Origin of the sequence: Novosphingobium silvae (assembly GCF_009856825.1) — a bacterium.
Classification (GTDB): domain Bacteria; phylum Pseudomonadota; class Alphaproteobacteria; order Sphingomonadales; family Sphingomonadaceae; genus Novosphingobium; species Novosphingobium silvae.
In genome coordinates, this window is sequence record NZ_WVTD01000008.1 from 43,506 (window position 1) to 60,629 (window position 17,124).

At 68.3% G+C, this 17,124-nt stretch carries 18 protein-coding genes; 6 read left to right on the forward strand and 12 right to left on the reverse strand.

All coding sequences use genetic code 11. The features are described from left to right. Positions 1-12 precede the first annotated feature (12 nt). The 6 genes from GR702_RS11945 to ykgO form a co-directional block, all read right to left on the reverse strand. A complete protein-coding gene (locus GR702_RS11945) occupies positions 13-786 on the reverse strand; it encodes a proteasome-type protease (protein ID WP_160986125.1) in 774 nt (257 codons plus the stop codon). A gap of 81 nt (positions 787-867) precedes the next feature. Continuing rightward, positions 868-1,731, reverse strand: coding sequence for a transglutaminase domain-containing protein (locus tag GR702_RS11950; protein WP_160986126.1), 864 nt, complete (start codon positions 1,729-1,731; stop codon positions 868-870). A gap of 8 nt (positions 1,732-1,739) precedes the next feature. Beyond that, positions 1,740-2,687, reverse strand: coding sequence for an alpha-E domain-containing protein (locus tag GR702_RS11955; protein ID WP_160986127.1), 948 nt, complete (start codon positions 2,685-2,687; stop codon positions 1,740-1,742). 16 nt (positions 2,688-2,703) lie between these two features. Then, the gene (locus tag GR702_RS11960; RefSeq protein ID WP_160986128.1) at positions 2,704-4,146 is read right to left on the reverse strand and encodes a circularly permuted type 2 ATP-grasp protein; all 1,443 of its coding nucleotides are present in this window, start codon (positions 4,144-4,146) and stop codon (positions 2,704-2,706) included. Positions 4,147-4,257: 111 nt separating this feature from the next. Further along, positions 4,258-4,887: an HAD family hydrolase gene (locus tag GR702_RS11965; RefSeq protein ID WP_160986129.1), complete on the reverse strand. Its 630-nt coding sequence runs from the start codon at positions 4,885-4,887 to the stop codon at positions 4,258-4,260. Positions 4,888-4,983: 96 nt separating this feature from the next. Then, positions 4,984-5,109 carry a type B 50S ribosomal protein L36 gene (gene ykgO / locus GR702_RS11970; RefSeq protein WP_003046794.1) on the reverse strand — a complete coding sequence of 42 codons (126 nt, stop codon included), beginning with the start codon at positions 5,107-5,109 and terminating at the stop codon, positions 4,984-4,986. Between the two features lie 227 nt (positions 5,110-5,336). Between ykgO and GR702_RS11975 the strand changes: the two genes are divergently transcribed. The 3 genes from GR702_RS11975 to GR702_RS11985 all read left to right on the forward strand — a co-directional run bounded on the left by GR702_RS11975 (position 5,337) and on the right by GR702_RS11985 (position 8,003). Further along, positions 5,337-6,089, forward strand: a complete 753-nt coding sequence (locus GR702_RS11975) for a hypothetical protein (RefSeq protein ID WP_237449687.1) — start codon at positions 5,337-5,339, stop codon at positions 6,087-6,089. Between the two features lie 127 nt (positions 6,090-6,216). Continuing rightward, positions 6,217-6,864: a DUF4136 domain-containing protein gene (locus tag GR702_RS11980; protein WP_160986130.1), complete on the forward strand. Its 648-nt coding sequence runs from the start codon at positions 6,217-6,219 to the stop codon at positions 6,862-6,864. Next, positions 6,861-8,003: a M14 family metallopeptidase gene (locus tag GR702_RS11985; protein ID WP_160986131.1), complete on the forward strand. Its 1,143-nt coding sequence runs from the start codon at positions 6,861-6,863 to the stop codon at positions 8,001-8,003. Before GR702_RS11980 ends, GR702_RS11985 begins: the two co-directional genes overlap by 4 nt. Before the next feature lie 438 nt (positions 8,004-8,441). Here GR702_RS11985 and GR702_RS11990 read toward each other — a convergent pair whose 3' ends face one another. The 4 genes from GR702_RS11990 to GR702_RS12005 all read right to left on the reverse strand — a co-directional run bounded on the left by GR702_RS11990 (position 8,442) and on the right by GR702_RS12005 (position 10,918). Further along, positions 8,442-9,110 carry an RBBP9/YdeN family alpha/beta hydrolase gene (locus GR702_RS11990; RefSeq protein WP_160986132.1) on the reverse strand — a complete coding sequence of 223 codons (669 nt, stop codon included), beginning with the start codon at positions 9,108-9,110 and terminating at the stop codon, positions 8,442-8,444. A 161-nt stretch (positions 9,111-9,271) separates the two neighbouring features. Then, the gene (locus tag GR702_RS11995) at positions 9,272-9,697 is read right to left on the reverse strand and encodes a cytidine deaminase (protein WP_160986133.1); all 426 of its coding nucleotides are present in this window, start codon (positions 9,695-9,697) and stop codon (positions 9,272-9,274) included. After that, complete coding sequence (locus GR702_RS12000) at positions 9,694-10,425, reverse strand: glycoside hydrolase family 25 protein (RefSeq protein WP_160986134.1); 732 nt, start codon at positions 10,423-10,425, stop codon at positions 9,694-9,696. The genes GR702_RS11995 and GR702_RS12000 overlap by 4 nt, the downstream gene beginning before the upstream one ends. A 10-nt stretch (positions 10,426-10,435) precedes the next feature. Next, the gene (locus GR702_RS12005) at positions 10,436-10,918 is read right to left on the reverse strand and encodes a UPF0262 family protein (RefSeq protein ID WP_160986135.1); all 483 of its coding nucleotides are present in this window, start codon (positions 10,916-10,918) and stop codon (positions 10,436-10,438) included. A 213-nt stretch (positions 10,919-11,131) separates the two neighbouring features. Between GR702_RS12005 and GR702_RS12010 the strand changes: the two genes are divergently transcribed. The 3 genes from GR702_RS12010 (at position 11,132) to GR702_RS12020 (ending at position 14,838) form a co-directional block, all read left to right on the forward strand. Continuing rightward, a complete protein-coding gene (locus GR702_RS12010) occupies positions 11,132-12,655 on the forward strand; it encodes a replicative DNA helicase (protein ID WP_160986136.1) in 1,524 nt (507 codons plus the stop codon). A 70-nt stretch (positions 12,656-12,725) separates the two neighbouring features. Next, complete coding sequence (locus GR702_RS12015; RefSeq protein ID WP_160986137.1) at positions 12,726-13,466, forward strand: SDR family NAD(P)-dependent oxidoreductase; 741 nt, start codon at positions 12,726-12,728, stop codon at positions 13,464-13,466. A 244-nt stretch (positions 13,467-13,710) separates the two neighbouring features. Beyond that, entirely contained in the window at positions 13,711-14,838 is a 1,128-nt protein-coding gene (locus GR702_RS12020) for an acyltransferase family protein (RefSeq protein WP_160986241.1), read from the forward strand. Between the two features lie 3 nt (positions 14,839-14,841). Here the strand turns inward: GR702_RS12020 and GR702_RS12025 are convergent, their stop codons facing one another. Together GR702_RS12025 and GR702_RS12030 are read right to left on the reverse strand one after the other, a co-directional pair. Continuing rightward, the gene (locus GR702_RS12025; RefSeq protein WP_160986138.1) at positions 14,842-15,633 is read right to left on the reverse strand and encodes a sulfite exporter TauE/SafE family protein; all 792 of its coding nucleotides are present in this window, start codon (positions 15,631-15,633) and stop codon (positions 14,842-14,844) included. Beyond that, positions 15,630-17,009, reverse strand: coding sequence for an ATP-grasp domain-containing protein (locus tag GR702_RS12030; RefSeq protein ID WP_160986139.1), 1,380 nt, complete (start codon positions 17,007-17,009; stop codon positions 15,630-15,632). The genes GR702_RS12025 and GR702_RS12030 overlap by 4 nt, the downstream gene beginning before the upstream one ends. Positions 17,010-17,124 lie beyond the last annotated feature (115 nt).

Genomic DNA, 17,124 nt, shown 5'->3' on the forward strand with positions numbered 1-17,124 from the left:
GCGCGGACGCTGTTACCCGCGGCGTTCCGCCACCGGGCGCACGGCAGGCTCCATCCGGTAGTCCGGCAGCCCGTCGAGCGCGCTGCGCAGGGCCTCGCTCCAGCTGGCCGAGACCGAGGCGAAGTAGGGGTCCGAAGCGTCTATCCGGCGTTCGTGCCGTGGGGTGAAGTTGTCCCGCTCGATCACCAGCAGGTCGAGCGGCAGGCCGACCGAGAGATTGGCCTTCAGCGTCGAATCGAACGAGACGGTCATCAGCTTGATCGCGCTCTCGAAGCTCATGCCCCGGTCGTAGCCGCGGATCAGGATCGGGCGGCCGTACTTGGTCTCGCCGATCTGGAAGAAGGGCGTGTCGAAGCTGGCCTCGATGAAGTTGCCTTCGGGGTAGACGAGGAACAGGCGCGGCTCCATGCCCTTGATCTGCCCGGCCACGATCATCGAGGCGCTGAAGGTGCCCGCCCCTGCCTTCTGCCCGTTGTCGGCCGCGCGTTCCTCGATCGTATCCTGCAGCAGGTTGCCCACGATAGAGGCGACCTTGAACATCGTGGGCGCCTCGAGCAGCGAGTTGTGCCGCTCGGACGGGGCCTTGTTGCGTTCCTCAAGCTGGCTGATGACGCCCTGCGTCGTCGCCAGGTTGCCCGCGGTCATCACGGTGATGATCCGCTCTCCGGGGATCTCCCAGTGGTACATTTTGCGGAAGGTCGAGATGTTATCGACGCCCGAGTTGGTCCGGGTGTCGCTCATCAGGACGAGCCCGCGATCGAGCATCATGCCAACACAGTAGGTCATCGAATCAAAAGCCCTTGCCAACCCGTGACCCGCCCCGCCTTTTCTCGTGGCGAGACCGGCGCGAACTTTCGGGCGGCCCTTTCAGCCGCCCTGCACCTGTTGCTGCCCGCCGGAAGCGGACTGCTGCTGCTGGGCCTGTACCCCATCCTCGCCTACCGACAAATGAACGTCGAGCCGGGTTTCCCCCGCTCCCATCGCGATACCCGTGATCGGCGCCGCCTCGGCATAGTCGCAGCCGGTGGCGACGCGGATATACCGCTCGTCCGGGCAGATCGCGTTCGAGACGTCGAAGCCGATCCAGCCCAGCCCCGCCACGTGCGCCTCGGCCCAGCCATGCCCGGCTTCCTGCTCGGTCTGCCCGTCCATGCGCAGGTATCCACCGACATAGCGCATCGGCACGTCGAGCAGCCGCCCCGCGGCGATCATGATATGCGCATGGTCCTGGCACACGCCCTTGCCCGCCGCCAGCGCCTGCTCGGCCGTGGTGTGCGCGTCGGTGGCGCCCGCGACATACTCCACCATCTCGCCGATGCGCGTCGACAGAACGTGGAGGAAACCCAGCACATCCGAGCGGTCTGCCTCGATCGAGGCGAGCATCTGGCGCACGCGCGATCCCGGGCGGGTCAGCGGCGTCGGCCGCAGGAAGCACCAGAGCGGCATGAGCCCGGTGTGCGGCCCGGTGATGCCGTTGTTGTCGACGGTGCGGACCGTCCCCTCGCACGTGACGACGACCTCGGGCGCGCCGGGCCGGATCGAGACCAGGTCCACGTGGTTGAAGTGCTGGTCGTCGTAGGCCGCTTCGGGCAGCGCGCCGTCCAGTTCCATGCGCCAGTCCACCACTTCCTGCCCGTGGGTGGACTTGGGCTTGAGCCGCAGGCGCTGGAGGCCGTGCGTGACCTCTCCTGCGAAAGTGTAGCGGGTGGTGTGCTTGACTGTGAGGAGCACGGTCCCTCCTACGCGTTGAAACGGTAATCGGCGGCGATGGCGTTGCCGATCTCGATGGTCTTGCCGATGAAGTCCTGCAGGAATTCGTGCAGCCCGCCCTCGAAGATCTCCTCGATGGTGAGCTGGTGGAGGCGCGCGCCGGCATCGCGCAGCAGTTCGTGCGCGGGCACTTCGTGGCCGTACTGCTTGGCAAGGCCCGCCATGTTGCTGCGGATCTTCTCGTAGGAGAAGATCAGGCTGCGCGGGAACTGCCCGTCGAGGATGAGGAAGCGGGCGATGCCGCGCGGGTCCATCGATCCCGCGTTGAGCCAGGAATAGGCGCGGTTGCCCGCCACCGAGCGCAGCAGCGTGTCCCACTGCACGTTGTCGAGGCTGGAGCCCACCCATGCTGCGCTTGGCAGGAGGACGTAGTACTTGACGTCGAGGATGCGCGCGGTGTTGTCCGCCCGTTCGATGAAGGTGCCGATGCGCGAGAAGTTGAACACCTCGTTGCGCAGCATGGTGCCTTCGATGGCGCCGCGCACGAGCGTTCCCGTGCGGCGGATCTGGGTCAGCACCTCGCCCAGGTTGGTCTCGCGCACGGGCCGCGCCAGCAGGTCGCGCAGGTGCATCCATCCCTCGTTGGTGGTCTCCCACACCGCGTTGGTGAGGCTGGTGCGCACGACGCGGGCGTTGGTGCGCGCATTCTCCACCATCGACAGCACCGAGCCCGGATTGTCGCGGTCGCGCAGCAGGTAGTTGAACACCTGGTGCCCGGCGAAGTCGGCGTGCTTCGCGCAGTAGTCGTCGAGGAGGCCGGTGGTGGTGAGGACGGATTTCCACTCCTCGTCCTGCGACTGGCGGCTGCCCCGGGTCAGCGCGAGGTGAAAACCCACGTCGATCAGGCGCGCGGTGTTCTCCGCCCGCTCGAGGTAACGCGACATCCAGAATACGCCGTTTGCGGCACGACCCAGCATTACAGTGCGCCCCCCATCACTCGTCCAGCACCCAGCTGTCCTTGGTGCCTCCGCCCTGCGACGAGTTGACCACGAGGGATCCTTTCTTGAGCGCCACGCGGGTGAGCCCGCCCGGCGTTATGTCGATGCCGTCCGGCGAGACGAGGACGAAGGGCCGCAGGTCCACGTGGCGCGGGGCCAGGCCCTCCTTCTGGAAGATCGGCACGGTGGAGAGCGAAAGCGTGGGCTGGGCGATGTAGTTCGCCGGCTTGGCGCGCAGCTTCGCCTCGAACTCGGCGATCTCCTTCTTCGAGGAGGTGGGGCCGATGAGCATCCCGTAGCCGCCCGAACCGTGGACTTCCTTGACGACCAGGTCGGCGAGGTTGTCGAGCACGTAGCCGAGCGAATCCGCCTCCGAGCAGCGCCACGTGGGCACGTTCTGGAGGATAGGCTTCTCGCCGGTATAGAACTCGACGATCTCCGGCATGTAGCTGTAGATCGCCTTGTCGTCGGCGATGCCGGTGCCGGGCGCGTTGGCGATGGTGATGCCGCCCGCCCGGTAGACGTCGAAGATGCCTGCGATCCCCAGCTGCGAGGCGGGATTGAAGCTGAGCGGGTCGAGGAAGTCGTCGTCCACCCGGCGATAGATCACGTCGATCGCCTTGTACCCCGTGGTCGTGCGCATGCACACGCGCCCGTCCACCACGCGAAGGTCGTTGCCCTCCACCAGTTCGGCGCCCATCTGGTCGGCAAGGAAGGCGTGCTCGAAGTAGGCGGAATTGAAGATGCCGGGCGTCAGCACCGCCACCACCGGACGGCTGCCCTTGTCGCCCCGGAAGGCGGGCGGCGCGCAGGCGCGCAGCGACCGGGCAAGGCGGCGCGGATAGTCCGACACGGGACGCACCGGGATGCGGGTGAACAGCTCCGGGAACATCGCCATCATCGTCTCGCGGTTCTCGAGCATGTACGAGACGCCGGACGGCGTGCGGGCGTTGTCCTCGAGCACCATGAAGTCGTCCGGCCCGGTGCGGACGAGGTCGATCCCGACGATGTGCGTATAGACCCCGCCCGGCGGCGTGAAGCCGATCATCTGGGTGAGGAAAGCCTCGTTGTTGCGCAGCGCCTCGATCGGCAGGCGGCCCGAGCGGATGATCTCCTGCCTGTGGTACAGGTCCTGCAGGAAGGCGTTGAGCGCTCTTACGCGCTGTTCGATCCCGCGCGTCAGCTTGCGCCATTCGCGCGCGGTGATGATGCGCGGGATCATGTCGAATGGGATCAGCCGCTCTTCCGCGGCATCATCGCCATAGACGTTGAAAGTAATGCCAATGCGGCGGAAGAACCGCTCCGCCTCCGCGTCCTGGCGCTGGAGCCACGCCTTGTCCTGACCATCGAACCAATCGCGGAATTCTGCGTAAGCGGGACGGACGGAACCATCCGCATCGAGCATCTCGTCGAAATTCGTACCGCTCACAGCCGACATCATGACTCCCTGTTACACAAGTTGTGCAACAGGGATGAATGCTTGCCAAGGATTACCGCTGCGCCTGCGAAGATAATTACGGCAACGGGGTGCACGCAATTGTGCAACGCATCAGCCGAGCAGGCCCCGTCTCGCAAGGTCGGCGCGCAGGGCGGCCGCGTCGTGGAAGTGGTGCACCTGCCAGCCCAGCCCGTGGGCCGCCGCGATGTTGGCCGCATTGTCGTCGATGAACAGCATCGCGCCGGGGGCGTGCCCGAAGCGCCGGACAGCGAGGTCGAAGATGCGCGCGTCGGGCTTTACGATCTTCTCGTCGCCCGAGACGACGATGTCCGCGAACAGGTCGAACAGCGCTTCGCCCGCGCGGTAGTCGCGCCAGAAGGGGCTGGCGAAATTGGTGATCGCGAACAGCGGGACGCCGCGCCCGGCAAGCTCCCGCACGATCTCGTGCGTGCCGGGCACATCGCCGGGCAGGGTCTCGCCGAAGCGGGTGGCGTAGGCGTCGAGAAGGTGGTCGTGGCCGGGGAACTCGGCCTTGCGGGCAGCGACCATCTCGGCAAGATCGCGGCCGGCGTCATGCTCGAAATGCCATTCCTCCGAAACGATCTCGGACAGGAAGCGGTCAAGCTCGCCCTCGTCGGCGATCAGCTGGCCGAACAGCGCGCGCATGTCCCACTGGACGAGCACGCGGCCCACGTCGAAGACGACCGCCTCGACCGGCGCAGATAAGGGAACGGCAGACATGACAAGACCCCCGCGATCGGCGGGGGCCTCATGCTTCGCGCGCGAAGCCATCCGCCAGGCAGCGCCCGCCACAAGCGGCGAGCCCGGCGAAACGGATCAGCCCTGGCGGGCCTTGAAGCGGCGGTTCGTCTTGTTGATGACGTAGGTGCGGCCGCGACGACGGATCACGCGGTTGTCCCGGTGGCGGTCCTTGAGCGACTTCAGGCTGTTGCGAATCTTCATTGTCTGTCTCGTCCGTGTGGCCTTGGCGGTTACCGACCGCCGGAAATTCGAAGTGGCGCCGTTAGTGGCCGGCGCATGCAAAGTCAAGCGGCCTGCGCTTTTCCCGCCCAAGTCACGCGGCGGCGAGAGGTGCGCTGGCCTTCCCGTTCATCGACGGGCAAGTTGCCTCCCCCATAACGATCCTCCGGGCGCGACTCCACCAAAATCCGGACGAAACGAAAGCCATCATGCACATGTTCAAGGGCACGGCGCTGCTTGCCGCCACCGCCGCGATCCTGCTCGCGGCCCCTGCCGCCCATGCCCAGTGGGGGCCCGGCTGGGGCGGCCCCGGCTGGAGCGGAGGGCGCGGCTGGAGTGGAGGACGCGGCTCGATGCTCGATTCGCCGCGCCGAGATTCCCGCTCCTCCCGCGATTCGCGCGAAGGACAGGTGGAGGTCAGCCGCTTTGTTTCCACCGACCCCGCTGCCGCGGCCGAACTCGGCAAGGGGCCGGTCTCGGTCGAGAGCGAATCGGGTCAGGGAAGCTGGGTCGATGCGGGCACGCGCCGGACGTTCGAGGCCGCCATCGTCGATGCGCTGGTGGGCGCAGGCTACGACACGCTTCATCCCGACGTGCCGCAGCCGCAGACCGCCACACTGCGCATCTCGCGCCAGGTCCTCGCCCCGGCCGAGGAGAAGCGCAGCCCGGTCAGCGGCACGGCGGCGATGGAAGTGGGCACCTACGGCCAGTCCTACGGACTTGGCATCAACGTCGATCTTACCAAGCCGCGCACGGCGCTCCTCTCCACCCGGCTCGACGCGCGCATCGTCGAGAAGGAGAGCGGCAAGGTCCTGTGGGAAGGCTATGCCACGATCGCCACGCGCGAGGGCGACGACAAGTGGAACGACACCATGATCGCGACGAAGCTCGCGGGCGTGCTGTTCGACGAATTTCCCAAGGCCGACGCCATCGCGGTGCCGGGCACCGGCCGCGAAGGCTGATCTGGGGAAACCGCAAGGAACATCTGCGATCTCCTGAGGGTTTGCCGGTAGACCGCGACCGATCGCGCGGCTTGTGGAAGCCGGCGCGAGGATGCACTGGCAGGCGTGGACGGGCTGGAGAGGAACGATGACGAAGCGCACACTTACCGCGAGACGTACACTTGCCTCGAGGCGTACATTTGCCGCATTCTTTCCCGCCGCGGCGGCGCTCGCGCTTTCCGCCTGCGTCGCGCCGGTGGGGCCGGTGGAAGTCACGCGTTTCCACGCGCCCGACATCACGCGGCTCGGTCGTGGCACGATCACGGTGGAGCCGGCCCAGGGCCAAGCCGATTCGCTGGAGTTCCGCACTTACGCCGGTTCGGTCGCGCGCGAGCTGACGAAGCTTGGCTATACCGAGGTGCTGCCGGGACAGGCGCCCAGCGCGCAGGTGGCGCTGCTCACGCTCGAGCGGCAGACCTTCAAGCCGCAGCGCGAGCGCGGGCCCGTGTCGGTCGGCGTGGGCGGCGCGACCGGCGGGTATGGCTCGGGCGTGGGGCTTGGCCTCGGCTTCGACCTGTCAGGACCGCCCAAGGACCAGATCGGCACGCGCATGTTCGTCGCCATCCGCGAGCGCGCCGCGCCGGCCACGGCGACTGCCTTGTGGGAAGGCCGGGCCGAATTCGTCGTCCGCGCCGATTCGCCGCTCGCCCAGGCCCCTCTCGGCTCGGCAAAAATGACGGAAGCGCTGTTCAAGGGGTTCCCGGGACGGTCGGGCGAAACTATCCAGGTAAAATGAACGAGATCAGCATCACCGCCGCGTTCGACGCGGGCAACATCGAAGTCCTGTCGGTCGACGGCACCGACGCCCGCCTCGCGATCCGGAAGGATCACCAGTCGGAGTTCTTCCAGTGGTTCCACTTCCGGGTGAGCGGCGCGGCGGGGCGTGAGCTGACGCTGCGCATCACCGGGCTCGGCGCCTCGGCCTATCCGGGCGGGTGGCCCGGATACGATGCGGTCGTTTCGGAAGACCGCCAGTTCTGGGGCCGCGCCGAGAGCCGCTACGACGAGGGGCTGGACGGCGGCACGCTCACCGTCCGCTACAGGCCCGAAGGTGATCTTGCCTGGTTCGCGTACTTCGCGCCCTATTCGATGGAGCGGCACCACGATCTCGTGGCCGATGCCGCCGGAGCGGAAGGGGTGGCGCACCGCTCGCTCGGCCTCAGCCTCGATGGGCAGCCGATCGATTGTCTGGAGATGGGCTCGGGTCCGGTGCAGGTCTGGCTCTACGGCCGCCAGCACCCGGGCGAGACGATGGCGCAGTGGTGGATGGAAGGCGCGCTCGACCTGCTCACCGATCCGGCCGATTCGGTGGGCCGCGAACTGCGCAGGCGCTGCCGCTTCCATGTCGTGCCCAACGTCAATCCCGACGGCTCGCGCCGGGGACACCTGCGGACCAATGCCGCGGGCGTGAACCTCAACCGCGAGTGGGCGGAGCCGAGCGCATCGCGCTCTCCCGAGATCGTGGCCCTGCGCGGCGCGATGGACGAGAGCGGCGTCGACTTCGCGATGGACGTGCACGGCGACGAGGCGATCCCCGCCGTCTTCCTCGCAGGGTTCGAAGGCATCCCCTCGCTCAAGGAAGAGCAGCTGGCCGGTTACAACCGCTATGCCGCGCTGCTGGAACGCCGTACGCCGGACTTCCAGACCAAGCTCGGCTACCCGCTGACGCGGCCGGGCACGGGCAATCTCACGATGTCGACGAACCAGCTGGCCGAGCGCTTCGGCGCGGTGTCGATGACGCTGGAGATGCCTTTCAAGGATCACAACCCCGCCGCCGACACGCGGCAGGGCTGGAGCCCCGAACGCTCGGCGCAGCTGGGCCGCGACTGCATGGGCGCGCTGCTGGAATGGCTGGTGGAGCGCGAAGGCGCCTGAGGCGCAGAGGTCGTGCAAGGCACGCCTTATCGCCCGCTGGCGAGTGCGGGGTAACGCCGGGGAAAGGTTCAGCGGACGGCGAGGCGGTCGGCGCTGGGGTTCCTTGCGGGCATCACGCAAGGGCTGCCGGTTTCAGGCCTTTTGTTCGCCGAGGGCCCCGGGAGAGGCGATGAAAAACTCCCGAGAGCCGAGCCCGTGCGGTGCGCGGGGGTGACGGGCAGGGCTCGCATCCCATGCCGTCTTCCCTGAGGGCATACCCCCATCTTCGTCCACGCATCCCTTTGTGGCTGTTCCGGTGTCCACGACCGAAGCGCCGACCGCGCCGGGAACGAAGGAAGCGTCAGCTACACGCTCCCGGCCCGCCGCTTTGCTCGATCGTGATCCAAGGATCGCAATCGATGCTGCGGCGTATAACCTAAATGGTTCACAAAGTCAAGGTCAGAAGCCAGCCCACTGGCGCAGCACCTCTCTGACCGCGAGATTCTCGTCGCGCGTCCAGTGCGGGCGCAGGGTTCCGGCAGGCTGCGTGCCGAGCAGTTCCTGGACGAGCAGCCATCCCGGAGCCCAGCCGCCCCGCGTATCGTCGGACACCGGGGACGCGCCCCAGTCCTGCGCCAGACGCGCGGCGGCGCGCTGGTGCGCCGCCTCTGCACCAAGATCGGTAACGAGGAACGAAGGGAAAGGCAGCGGCTGGCGCGGGCAGGCTCCGAAGCGGGCGAGGCGCGGGTCGGCACCCGGCAGGTCCACGTTGGGCACGCCCACCATCACTGCGCCCAGTACGGGGCCCAATACAGGGCCGGGCATGGGCCCAAGCACGGCGCCAACTGCCGCCACATGCTCGAACTCGACCCACCAGGCAAGCGCCAGCGCCGCGATGTCGTCGGTCACCACCACCACCGGGCGGTCCGCACGCCGGATCGCGAGATTGAGCTTGTTGACCCAGGTATTGCGATGCGGCTCGTCCCAGAGGCCGAGTTCCAGCACTTCGCTATGCTCGCTCATCCGCGCCCAGCGATGCATCCAGTGCCCCGGCGCCAGCGGCCTCCCCGGCACCAGCAGCACGAGGGGAGTGGATGGCTCGGCATGGGGATTGTGAGGGGTTGCCATGGGAATCTCCAGTTGCTTGGACTTTCCGCCGGTCGACTCTGTCCGTGTCCCGACTGGAAACGGATGTTTTCTCAAGTTTAGCGATAGACAATATGGCTGCGACGGAGCGATCCTCGCTCACGGCGCGGCGATGGCCTCCCTTGCCGCTCGCCGGCTGCGGCTCAGAGCAGGTTCGCGGGCCCGAAAGCGCGCGGCAGCAGCTCGGAAAGGCGCATCTCCAGAGGGCCTGTAGCGCCGTCGCACCAGATCACCGGGTCGGTGCCGCCCACCTGCGCGATCTCGTTCAGCACCTGTCGGCACCGACCGCAGGGGGTGACATGCTCGCCCTGCCCCGCCTCTCCCGGAGCGCCGCCGGTGACCGCCACGGCCTGCACCGCCCCCCGGCTGCCGGACAGGATCTTGGCCACGGCCACCGTCTCGGCGCAGAGGGAAAGCCCGTAGCTCGCGTTCTCCACGTTGGCGCCGGTGACGATCGAGCCGTCCGCCATCAGCAGCGCCGCGCCCACGTGGAAGCGCGAATAGGGGGCATAGGCAGAGCCGGCGGCCTCGCGCGCGGCGGCGATCAGGGTCTGGCAGGTATCGCTCATGGCTGCATCACTACCCAGCGCAGGCCATCTTGCGCAACCTCGGTGGCGAGCGCGGAGTTCGCCGTCCACAGCGCCCAGGGCCGCCCGCCATACGCCGGCTCGAACCGGTCGCGCACCAGCCACAGGTTGCGGTCGAGCTTGTGGGCGACGGCATAGCGCGACTGGAACGGCGGCGTCACCTTGAGGATCACCGGCTTGCCGGTATGCGTCTCCACCTGGTTCAGGAACGTCATGAGTTCGCTTTCCACTCTGGCGTCGCTGACCCGCACCGGGCAGGCATCGGCCAGCATGTCGAGCTCGACTGCCGGCGGCAGCAGGCGCGCGTCGCGCGGAACCGTGGTGACGAAGTTCGCCGCCTGGGTTCCGGCGGGCTGGCACGGGTCGTAGCGGTGGAGCGCGCCCACCTCCATCCCGGCCGCCCGCGCCGCCTCGAAGTTCTCGACGAAGCGGGGGTCGCGCGCGAAAGCGCTGGCGCTGGCATCGACATAGGCGAAATCCGCGCCGATCGCCTTCAACGCACTGAAGCTGACCTCGCCGTCGTCCGCGCCGATCTCCACGCCCTGTACCGCGTAGACGCCGCGCTCCGGCGTCCAGTGGCGCAAGTGCCACCAGCCCCATGCGCCCGCCCCGATAGCCGCCAGCACCAGCGCGCCCAGCAGGCGCAGGCGCCAATCCCCTTTCGAAGATGCGCCGCCTTTTGCGGATCCGCCGCCCTTCCTTGCCGCCATCGCCCTGCCCTCAACCGCGGATGTGGAGGACGCAGATCAGCGTGAAGAGGCGGCGCGCGGTGGCATGGTCCGTCTCGACCTTGCCGTGGAGGCGGTCGATCAACAGCTCGGCGGCCTCGTTGTGGACACCGCGCCGGGCCATATCGATCGTCTCGATCTCCTGCGGGCTCGCCTTGCGAATCGCCTGGTAGTAGCTTTCGCATATCGCGAAGTATTCGCGGATCGGGCGGCGGAAGCGGCCAAGGCCCAGCACAAGGGTTTCCAGGGCCGTCCCATCGTCGGCGGAAATGTCGAGGCTGAGGCGGCCGTCACGCACTGCAAGGCGCAGGCGGTAGGGGCCCTCGTGCCCGGCCGCACTCGCCCGCAAGGGGCGGAACACGTTGTCCTCGATCAGGTCGAAGATCGCGATGCGCCGCTCCTGCTCGATGTCCGCGTTGCGCCACAGGATGGTCGCATCGTCGAGCTCGATGTGGGAGATGCGCGGGTCCGCCATGATCGTGGAGCCTTTACGCGCTTGCGGCATGGGGGGGAAGTGGGCTTGCGATACATATCGGCAACAAGCGCCCGGGCCGGTGCAAGCATGCAACAAGCCGCGCCGGCCGCCAGCTCTGTCAGGGCGATCCCCGGGCCTTCCACAGCTTGTGGATTAATATCGGCCTTGCCCCGGCTTGCCCGATTCACTCGCCGCGAGCATTGTGCCGCGCTTATGGCCCAGCAAGATCTTCTCGTCCGCGCCGATGACGGCGCTCCGGCCGCCGTGCGCGCCCTTCCCGCGAACGTCGAGGCGGAAGCCGCCTTCCTCGGCGCGGTGCTGATCGACAACCGCGTGATCGAGGAACTGCAGACGCAGCTTGGGCCGCAGCACTTCTTCGAACCCGTCCACGCGCGCCTTTACGAGCGTATCCTTCAGCTGCTCGACCGCAAGGCGGTGGTCACGCCCGTCACGCTGCGCCCCTATTTCGAGGCCGACGAAGCGCTGAAGGCGCTGGGCGGCGTCTCGTACCTCGCGCGGCTGACGGCGGACGGCCAGGGCCTGCTGGCCCCGCGCGAGCTGGCGGACCAGATCTACGACCTGGCGCTCCTGCGCGAACTGATCTCGGTGGGGCGCAACCTCGTCGAGAGCGCGATGGACACCTCCGAATCGGTGGAGCCGCAGGAGCAGATCGAACGCGCCGAAGCCGCGCTCTACCAGGTGGCCGAAGGCGCCGCCACCGCCAGCGAGGCGCAGAGCTTCGGCGTCGCCACGCGCACCGCGATCCAGGCGATCGAGAAGGCGTTCAACTCGGGCGGCCACATCTCGGGCCGCACCACGGGCCTGACCTCGGTCAACCAGAAGATCGGCGGCCTGCACGATTCCGACCTCATTATCCTTGCCGGCCGCCCGGGCATGGGCAAGACCTCGCTCGTCACCAACATCGCCTTCAACACCGCCCAGCGCTATGTCGACGACACCGAGCGCGACGGCATCGCGCCCGAGAAGTCGGTCGGCGCTCCGGTTGCCTTCTTCAGCCTCGAAATGAGCGCCGACCAGCTGGCCACGCGTATCCTGGCCGAGCAGTCGAACATCAGCTCCGAAGCGCTGCGCATGGGCAAGATCAGCCGCGAAGATTTCCAGCAGCTGTCCTTCGCCAGCCAGCGGCTTGCCGAACTGCCGCTCTACATCGACGATACCCCCGGCCTCACCATCGCGGGCCTGCGCACCCGCGCGCGTCGCCTGAAGCGCCGCCACAACATCGGCCTCGTCATCATCGACTACCTGCAGCTGCTGACGGGCTCGGGCCGCGCCAACGACAACCGCGTGAACGAGATCTCGGAAATCTCGCGCGGGCTGAAGACGCTGGCAAAGGAACTGAGCGTGCCGGTGATCGCGCTCTCGCAGCTGTCCCGCGCGGTGGAACAGCGCGAGGACAAGCGGCCGATGCTGTCCGACCTTCGCGAATCCGGCTCGATCGAGCAGGACGCCGACATGGTCTGGTTCGTCTATCGCGAGGACTACTACGTCAAGGCGACCGAGCCCAAGTTCCCGAGTGACATGGACGGCCCTGACGTCAAGGACAAGTGGGAAACCTGGCGCCAGAAGATGGAGGAGGTCACCGGCCTTTCCGAGCTCATCATCGCCAAGCAGCGCCACGGCGCCACCGGAAAGGTGCGCCTGCGCTTCGAGGCGCGGATCACCAAGTTCTCCGACCTCGCGCCCGACGACATGCGCGCCGCATTCGAAAGCGACTGACGCTTGCGCGGGCGATCCCTCCCGCGTCCCGGCGCGCCTTCGGCGAGGCTCCGGCCATGACGGGCCGGCCATGATGGAGCGCGGCGTGCTCCTCGTCGCCGGGGGTTCCGGTTCGATCGGGAGCGCGATCGCGCGCATGGCGCTGGACGAGGGGTGGAGCGTGGCGCTCCACGGGCGCAGTCCGGACAAAGTGCAGGCCCTCGTCGCCGGCATGGCGCCTCTCGGCACGCTCGACGGGTTCGTCGCCGACCTGCGGGAAGAGGATGCCGCCGAAGTGCTGGTGGCCGAAGTTGCCGAACAGTTCGGGCGGATCGATGCCGTGATCGACTGCACGGCCACTGGTCCCGAAGGCATCACCGGCCTGTTTCCCGAGACCGCGCCCGATGTCTTCGGCGATTTCCTCAATGTCTCTGTCGGCTGGGTCGAGCGGCTTGCCCACGCGGCCTACCCCTACATTTCGCAGCAGGGCGGCACGCTGATCGCCTTCGTCTCGGACGCCGGGATCTACGCGGCGCCGCGCCAGACGCTGATCGGGGCGGCGCGGGCGGGCACCATCGGCTTCATCCGCAATTTCGCGGTGGAGGCGGCGCGCGACGGCATCCGCGCGCACGTCATCTCGCCTAGCTTCGTGGCGGGCAGCGCCAGTGCCGAGGCGCTCGGTTCCGAGCGGATGGCCCGCGCCGCCGCACGCGCCGGGCTCGGCCTTCCCGGGCCTGAGGACATCGCCCCGCTTGCGCTGTTCCTGTGCAGCGCGGGCGCCCGGCGGATCACCGGGCAGGTTATCAGCGTGAACGGCGGCCTCAACGCCTGACCGGCGCGTTCGCGGCACGCCTTGCACGATCCGCGCTTGCCCTCCGGCCGCGCCGGTCTACCCCGGCCCTATCACGAAGCCTCTACCACGAGGCGCTCTGGCCTACCCCGCAACCGCGCGCCCGCTTGCGGGTTTGTGGATGCAAAAGAGCGGAAGAAGAGGACAACCATGAGCGGGACACTGCTTGCCTGAAACGACCCTTGCCGGTGCGATCCCGCATTCCGCTCACCGACCCGCACCCGACCTGCCCCGCGAACAGGCGAGCGACCCTGCCGAGACTTTCGGCGAGCGAGAAGCGCGGCGGCGTTCCGACGCGATCCGCATCGCGCGCGTGGTATGCATCACCGGCGTCGTCTATGTCCACGCGTGGACGGGGCTTGACGGGCACAGCCTCGAACTCGCGCGCGGCACGCCGCAGGAAATCCTGCGCTGGGTGCTGATGGAAGCCTTCGGGCGCAGCGCGGTGCCGCTGCTGGGCCTTATATCCGGATGGCTGGTGGCGGGGTCGGGCCGCACGCGCGAATGGCGCAGCCACATCGCCCGCAAGGCGCGCACGATCCTGCTGCCGATGGTGCTGTGGAACCTCATCGCCATCGCCTTCGTCTCGGGCGCGGCGATGCTGCTGGGCCTTGCCGCGCCGGTCCCGCAGTCGCTCGGCTGGGTGCTGCAGGAAGTGCTCATCATCAGCCATCCGCCCGACATCAACGTGCAGATGCCTTTTCTGCGCGACCTGTTCCTGTGCATGGTGCTTGCGCCGCTGCTCGTGCGCATGCCCACGTGGAGCCTTGCTCTCCTCGCGCTCGGCGCGGGAGCATGCCATGTGCTGGGGCTTGGCCCGCCGGTCATCCTGCGCGCCTCGATCCTGATGTTCTTCACGCTTGGCATCGTCGCCCGCCGGGCCGGGCTTGCCGAGCGCGTGCCCGCATGGCCGCTGTTGCCGGTCGTGCTGCCCTTCGCCGTGCTCATGCCGCTGCACCTCTACACGGCGGTGGGCGACGTGCGCCCCTTCGACGATGCCTCCACCGCCGCGCTGGACCTTGCGGTGCGCGTCGCCGCCTCGCTTGCCGTGTGGCGTCTGGCATGGGCCGTGGCGGGAAGCCGGGCGGCGCCGGTCCTGCACCGGATCGAGCCCTACATGTTCTTCTATTTCTGCGCCCACCTCGTTCTGCTGTGGCTGTTCGGGCCGATGATCGGGCAGCTGACCGGCAAGCTCGGCTCCCCGCTCTATCCCCTCTACCTGCTTGCGCAGCCGTTCCTGATCCTCGCCGCCGTGGTGGGAATCGCGCAAGGGTTGATGCGCGTCGCCCCCCGTGCCGCCAAAGTGCTGAGCGGCGGGCGCCTCACGCGAGGAGCGCCGGGGCGCACGGGCTGAACCTTACCTCCCGCCCGGCAGCAGCGGCGCCGGGGCGAAGGCCAGCGCCACCAGTCCCCACAGTGCGAGCAGGACCATGACCCCGCCGATCCACTGCGTCAGGATCTTGGGGTTCGCCCGCCGCGTCACCAGCGCGCCCACCGGCGCTGCCACCACCCCGCCCACGAGCAGCCCCGAGGCCGCCATCGCGAAGGACTGGACGCCCAGCGAGCCGACGAAGGCCGAAAGCACGGTCACGCTCACGAAGAACTCTGCCGCGTTTACGGTGCCCACCGCCATGCGCGGGGTCATGCCCTGCGCGATGAGGCTGCCTGTCGACACCGGGCCCCAGGCGCCGCCGAACGCATCGAGGAAGCCCGAGGCAAAGCCCAGCGGCCCCACCATGCGCATGCGCCGGTACGCCTGCGCCCGCCGTGCGCCGCTCCACATGAGGTAGATGCCCACCGCCGCGAAGTAGACCAGCACCACCGGCCGCACGAACGTGAGATGCAGGTGCGTCAGCGCCCAGACGCCCAGCATTCCTCCCGCGATGCCCGGAATGACGAGGCGCGCGAAGAGCGGCCAGTCGATATTGCGCTGCAGGCCATGGGCCAGGCCCGAGACGCCGCTGGTGAACCCCTCCACCGCATGGGTGACGGACGAGGCGGTCGCGGGCGGCAGGCCCAGCACCACCAGCAGCGCATTGGCGATCACCCCGAAAGCCATGCCGAGCGCGGAATCGACCAGCTGCGCGAAGAAGCCGGCAGCGATGAAGGGGGCAAGCTCCGCCCATGGGATCGCCGAGAAGTCGATCATGCGTGGCCTCCCGCGCCGCTCTTTCGCCTTCGCTTACGGCCAAAGCGCCCGGCGGGCGCCGTCAGCATGAACAGGACCGGGAAGCCAAGCGCCAGAAGCGTCACCACGCCCGAGAGCACCGGCTCCGCCCCGGCCAGCCAGGGCAGCACGGCGGCCCATATGGCGACGCCCAGCACGATCAGCAGCGTGCGCTCCTGCGCGCGCTCGTCGTGGACGGAGAGCTCGGACGCGCTGCGTCCCTCGAACAGGGAACGCAGGCCAAGCCCCGTGCGGCTGCGTCGGTCCACCAGCGGGGCGGGGAAGCTCGCCTGCATCAGGGCGGCGATGCCGCTTGCGATCATGCGAAGGCCCACCGCGCTGGCAAAGCGGCGGAACTCCGCATTGCGATCGGTCAGCGCGCGAAGGCCGCTGCGCCCGCCGAAGACCATGTCGGCCAGCGCGGTGCTTTCGGCAAGGACGGGCGCAGCCTCTTGCACGGCGTCCTGCGTTGCGATGACCCATTCCAGGATCGCGGTGGGCACGTCCATCCCGGTCGCCCGCTCGAGCCCCTGGAAGCCGGGCGCCGAGTTCGCCTCGCAGATGCGATAGCCATCCTCGTCGAAGAGGATGTCGATCCCGGTGATGTCGAGTTGCAGCACGTCGGCGGCCTGCACCGCCAGTTCCGCCATCTCCTGCGGCGGGTTGTATGCAACGCCCACTCCGCCAAGCGACACGTTGGACTTGAACCCGCCCGTCAGCGAGCGGCGCTCCATCGCGGCGACGACCCGCCCGCCCACCACAAGCACGCGCACATCGCGGCCGTGGCTGGCGCGCACATAGTGCTGGAGGATGAAGTCCGCCTTCGCCTCTGCGCTTTCGAGAAGGCCGGCAAGGTCCTCGAACTGGCTGCGATCCTCGCACTTGAGGACGCCCGCGCCGCGCGTTCCCTTCAGCGTCTTGACGATGACCGGGAAGCCCAGTTCGCGCTCGACCAGATCGATGTCGACGGGGAAATTGCCCAGCATCGTGCGCGGGATCGGCAGCCCGGCCCGGTTCAGCGTCTGGAGCGTGTGCAGCTTGTCGGAAACGGTCTCGATCGTCTCGGGCCCGTTGACCAGCCGCACGCCGCGCCGCTGGATGTGGCGCAGCAGCGCCAGCGTGAAGTAGTCCGTCTCCGCCCCGGTGCGGCAGATCACGAAGTCGGGGCGCTCCACCGCCGCCCCCTGGTACTTCATCGCCCAGTCGCTTCCGGTCCCCACCACCAGCTCGAAGCGGTGGGGCTGGAAGACGTGCAGTTCCACTCCCAGCGCCCCGGCGGCCTCCTGGAAGCGGAACACCTCCGGCACCTCGGGGATCGCCGGGTCGAGTTCATGCTGAAACAGTATCCAGCCGCGCAAGGCGTAAGCCCCCCGTTGATTTTCGTGTCGTGACCGGGTCGCCTCCGCCCTTGCGGTCGGCCTCCGGTCGATGAAGTCGCGGCCGCTCCCGGGATGCGAAAGGCCCGGTTGCGAA

What these genes read in the sequence shown, in the direction of transcription:
- GR702_RS11975 (WP_237449687.1), top strand. Translation starts at nt 5,337, where the DNA reads ATGCACATGTTCAAGGGCACGGCGCTGCTTGCCGCCACCGCCGCGATC.
- GR702_RS11945 (WP_160986125.1), bottom strand. Translation starts at nt 786, where the DNA reads ATGACCTACTGTGTTGGCATGATGCTCGATCGCGGGCTCGTCCTGATG.
- GR702_RS12015 (WP_160986137.1), top strand. Translation starts at nt 12,726, where the DNA reads ATGATGGAGCGCGGCGTGCTCCTCGTCGCCGGGGGTTCCGGTTCGATC.
- GR702_RS12000 (WP_160986134.1), bottom strand. Translation starts at nt 10,425, where the DNA reads ATGGCGGCAAGGAAGGGCGGCGGATCCGCAAAAGGCGGCGCATCTTCG.
- GR702_RS11965 (WP_160986129.1), bottom strand. Translation starts at nt 4,887, where the DNA reads ATGTCTGCCGTTCCCTTATCTGCGCCGGTCGAGGCGGTCGTCTTCGAC.
- GR702_RS12005 (WP_160986135.1), bottom strand. Translation starts at nt 10,918, where the DNA reads ATGGCGGACCCGCGCATCTCCCACATCGAGCTCGACGATGCGACCATC.
- GR702_RS11980 (WP_160986130.1), top strand. Translation starts at nt 6,217, where the DNA reads ATGACGAAGCGCACACTTACCGCGAGACGTACACTTGCCTCGAGGCGT.
- GR702_RS11985 (WP_160986131.1), top strand. Translation starts at nt 6,861, where the DNA reads ATGAACGAGATCAGCATCACCGCCGCGTTCGACGCGGGCAACATCGAA.
- GR702_RS12025 (WP_160986138.1), bottom strand. Translation starts at nt 15,633, where the DNA reads ATGATCGACTTCTCGGCGATCCCATGGGCGGAGCTTGCCCCCTTCATC.
- ykgO (WP_003046794.1), bottom strand. Translation starts at nt 5,109, where the DNA reads ATGAAGATTCGCAACAGCCTGAAGTCGCTCAAGGACCGCCACCGGGAC.
- GR702_RS12010 (WP_160986136.1), top strand. Translation starts at nt 11,132, where the DNA reads ATGGCCCAGCAAGATCTTCTCGTCCGCGCCGATGACGGCGCTCCGGCC.
- GR702_RS11960 (WP_160986128.1), bottom strand. Translation starts at nt 4,146, where the DNA reads ATGTCGGCTGTGAGCGGTACGAATTTCGACGAGATGCTCGATGCGGAT.
- GR702_RS11990 (WP_160986132.1), bottom strand. Translation starts at nt 9,110, where the DNA reads ATGGCAACCCCTCACAATCCCCATGCCGAGCCATCCACTCCCCTCGTG.
- GR702_RS11995 (WP_160986133.1), bottom strand. Translation starts at nt 9,697, where the DNA reads ATGAGCGATACCTGCCAGACCCTGATCGCCGCCGCGCGCGAGGCCGCC.
- GR702_RS11955 (WP_160986127.1), bottom strand. Translation starts at nt 2,687, where the DNA reads ATGCTGGGTCGTGCCGCAAACGGCGTATTCTGGATGTCGCGTTACCTC.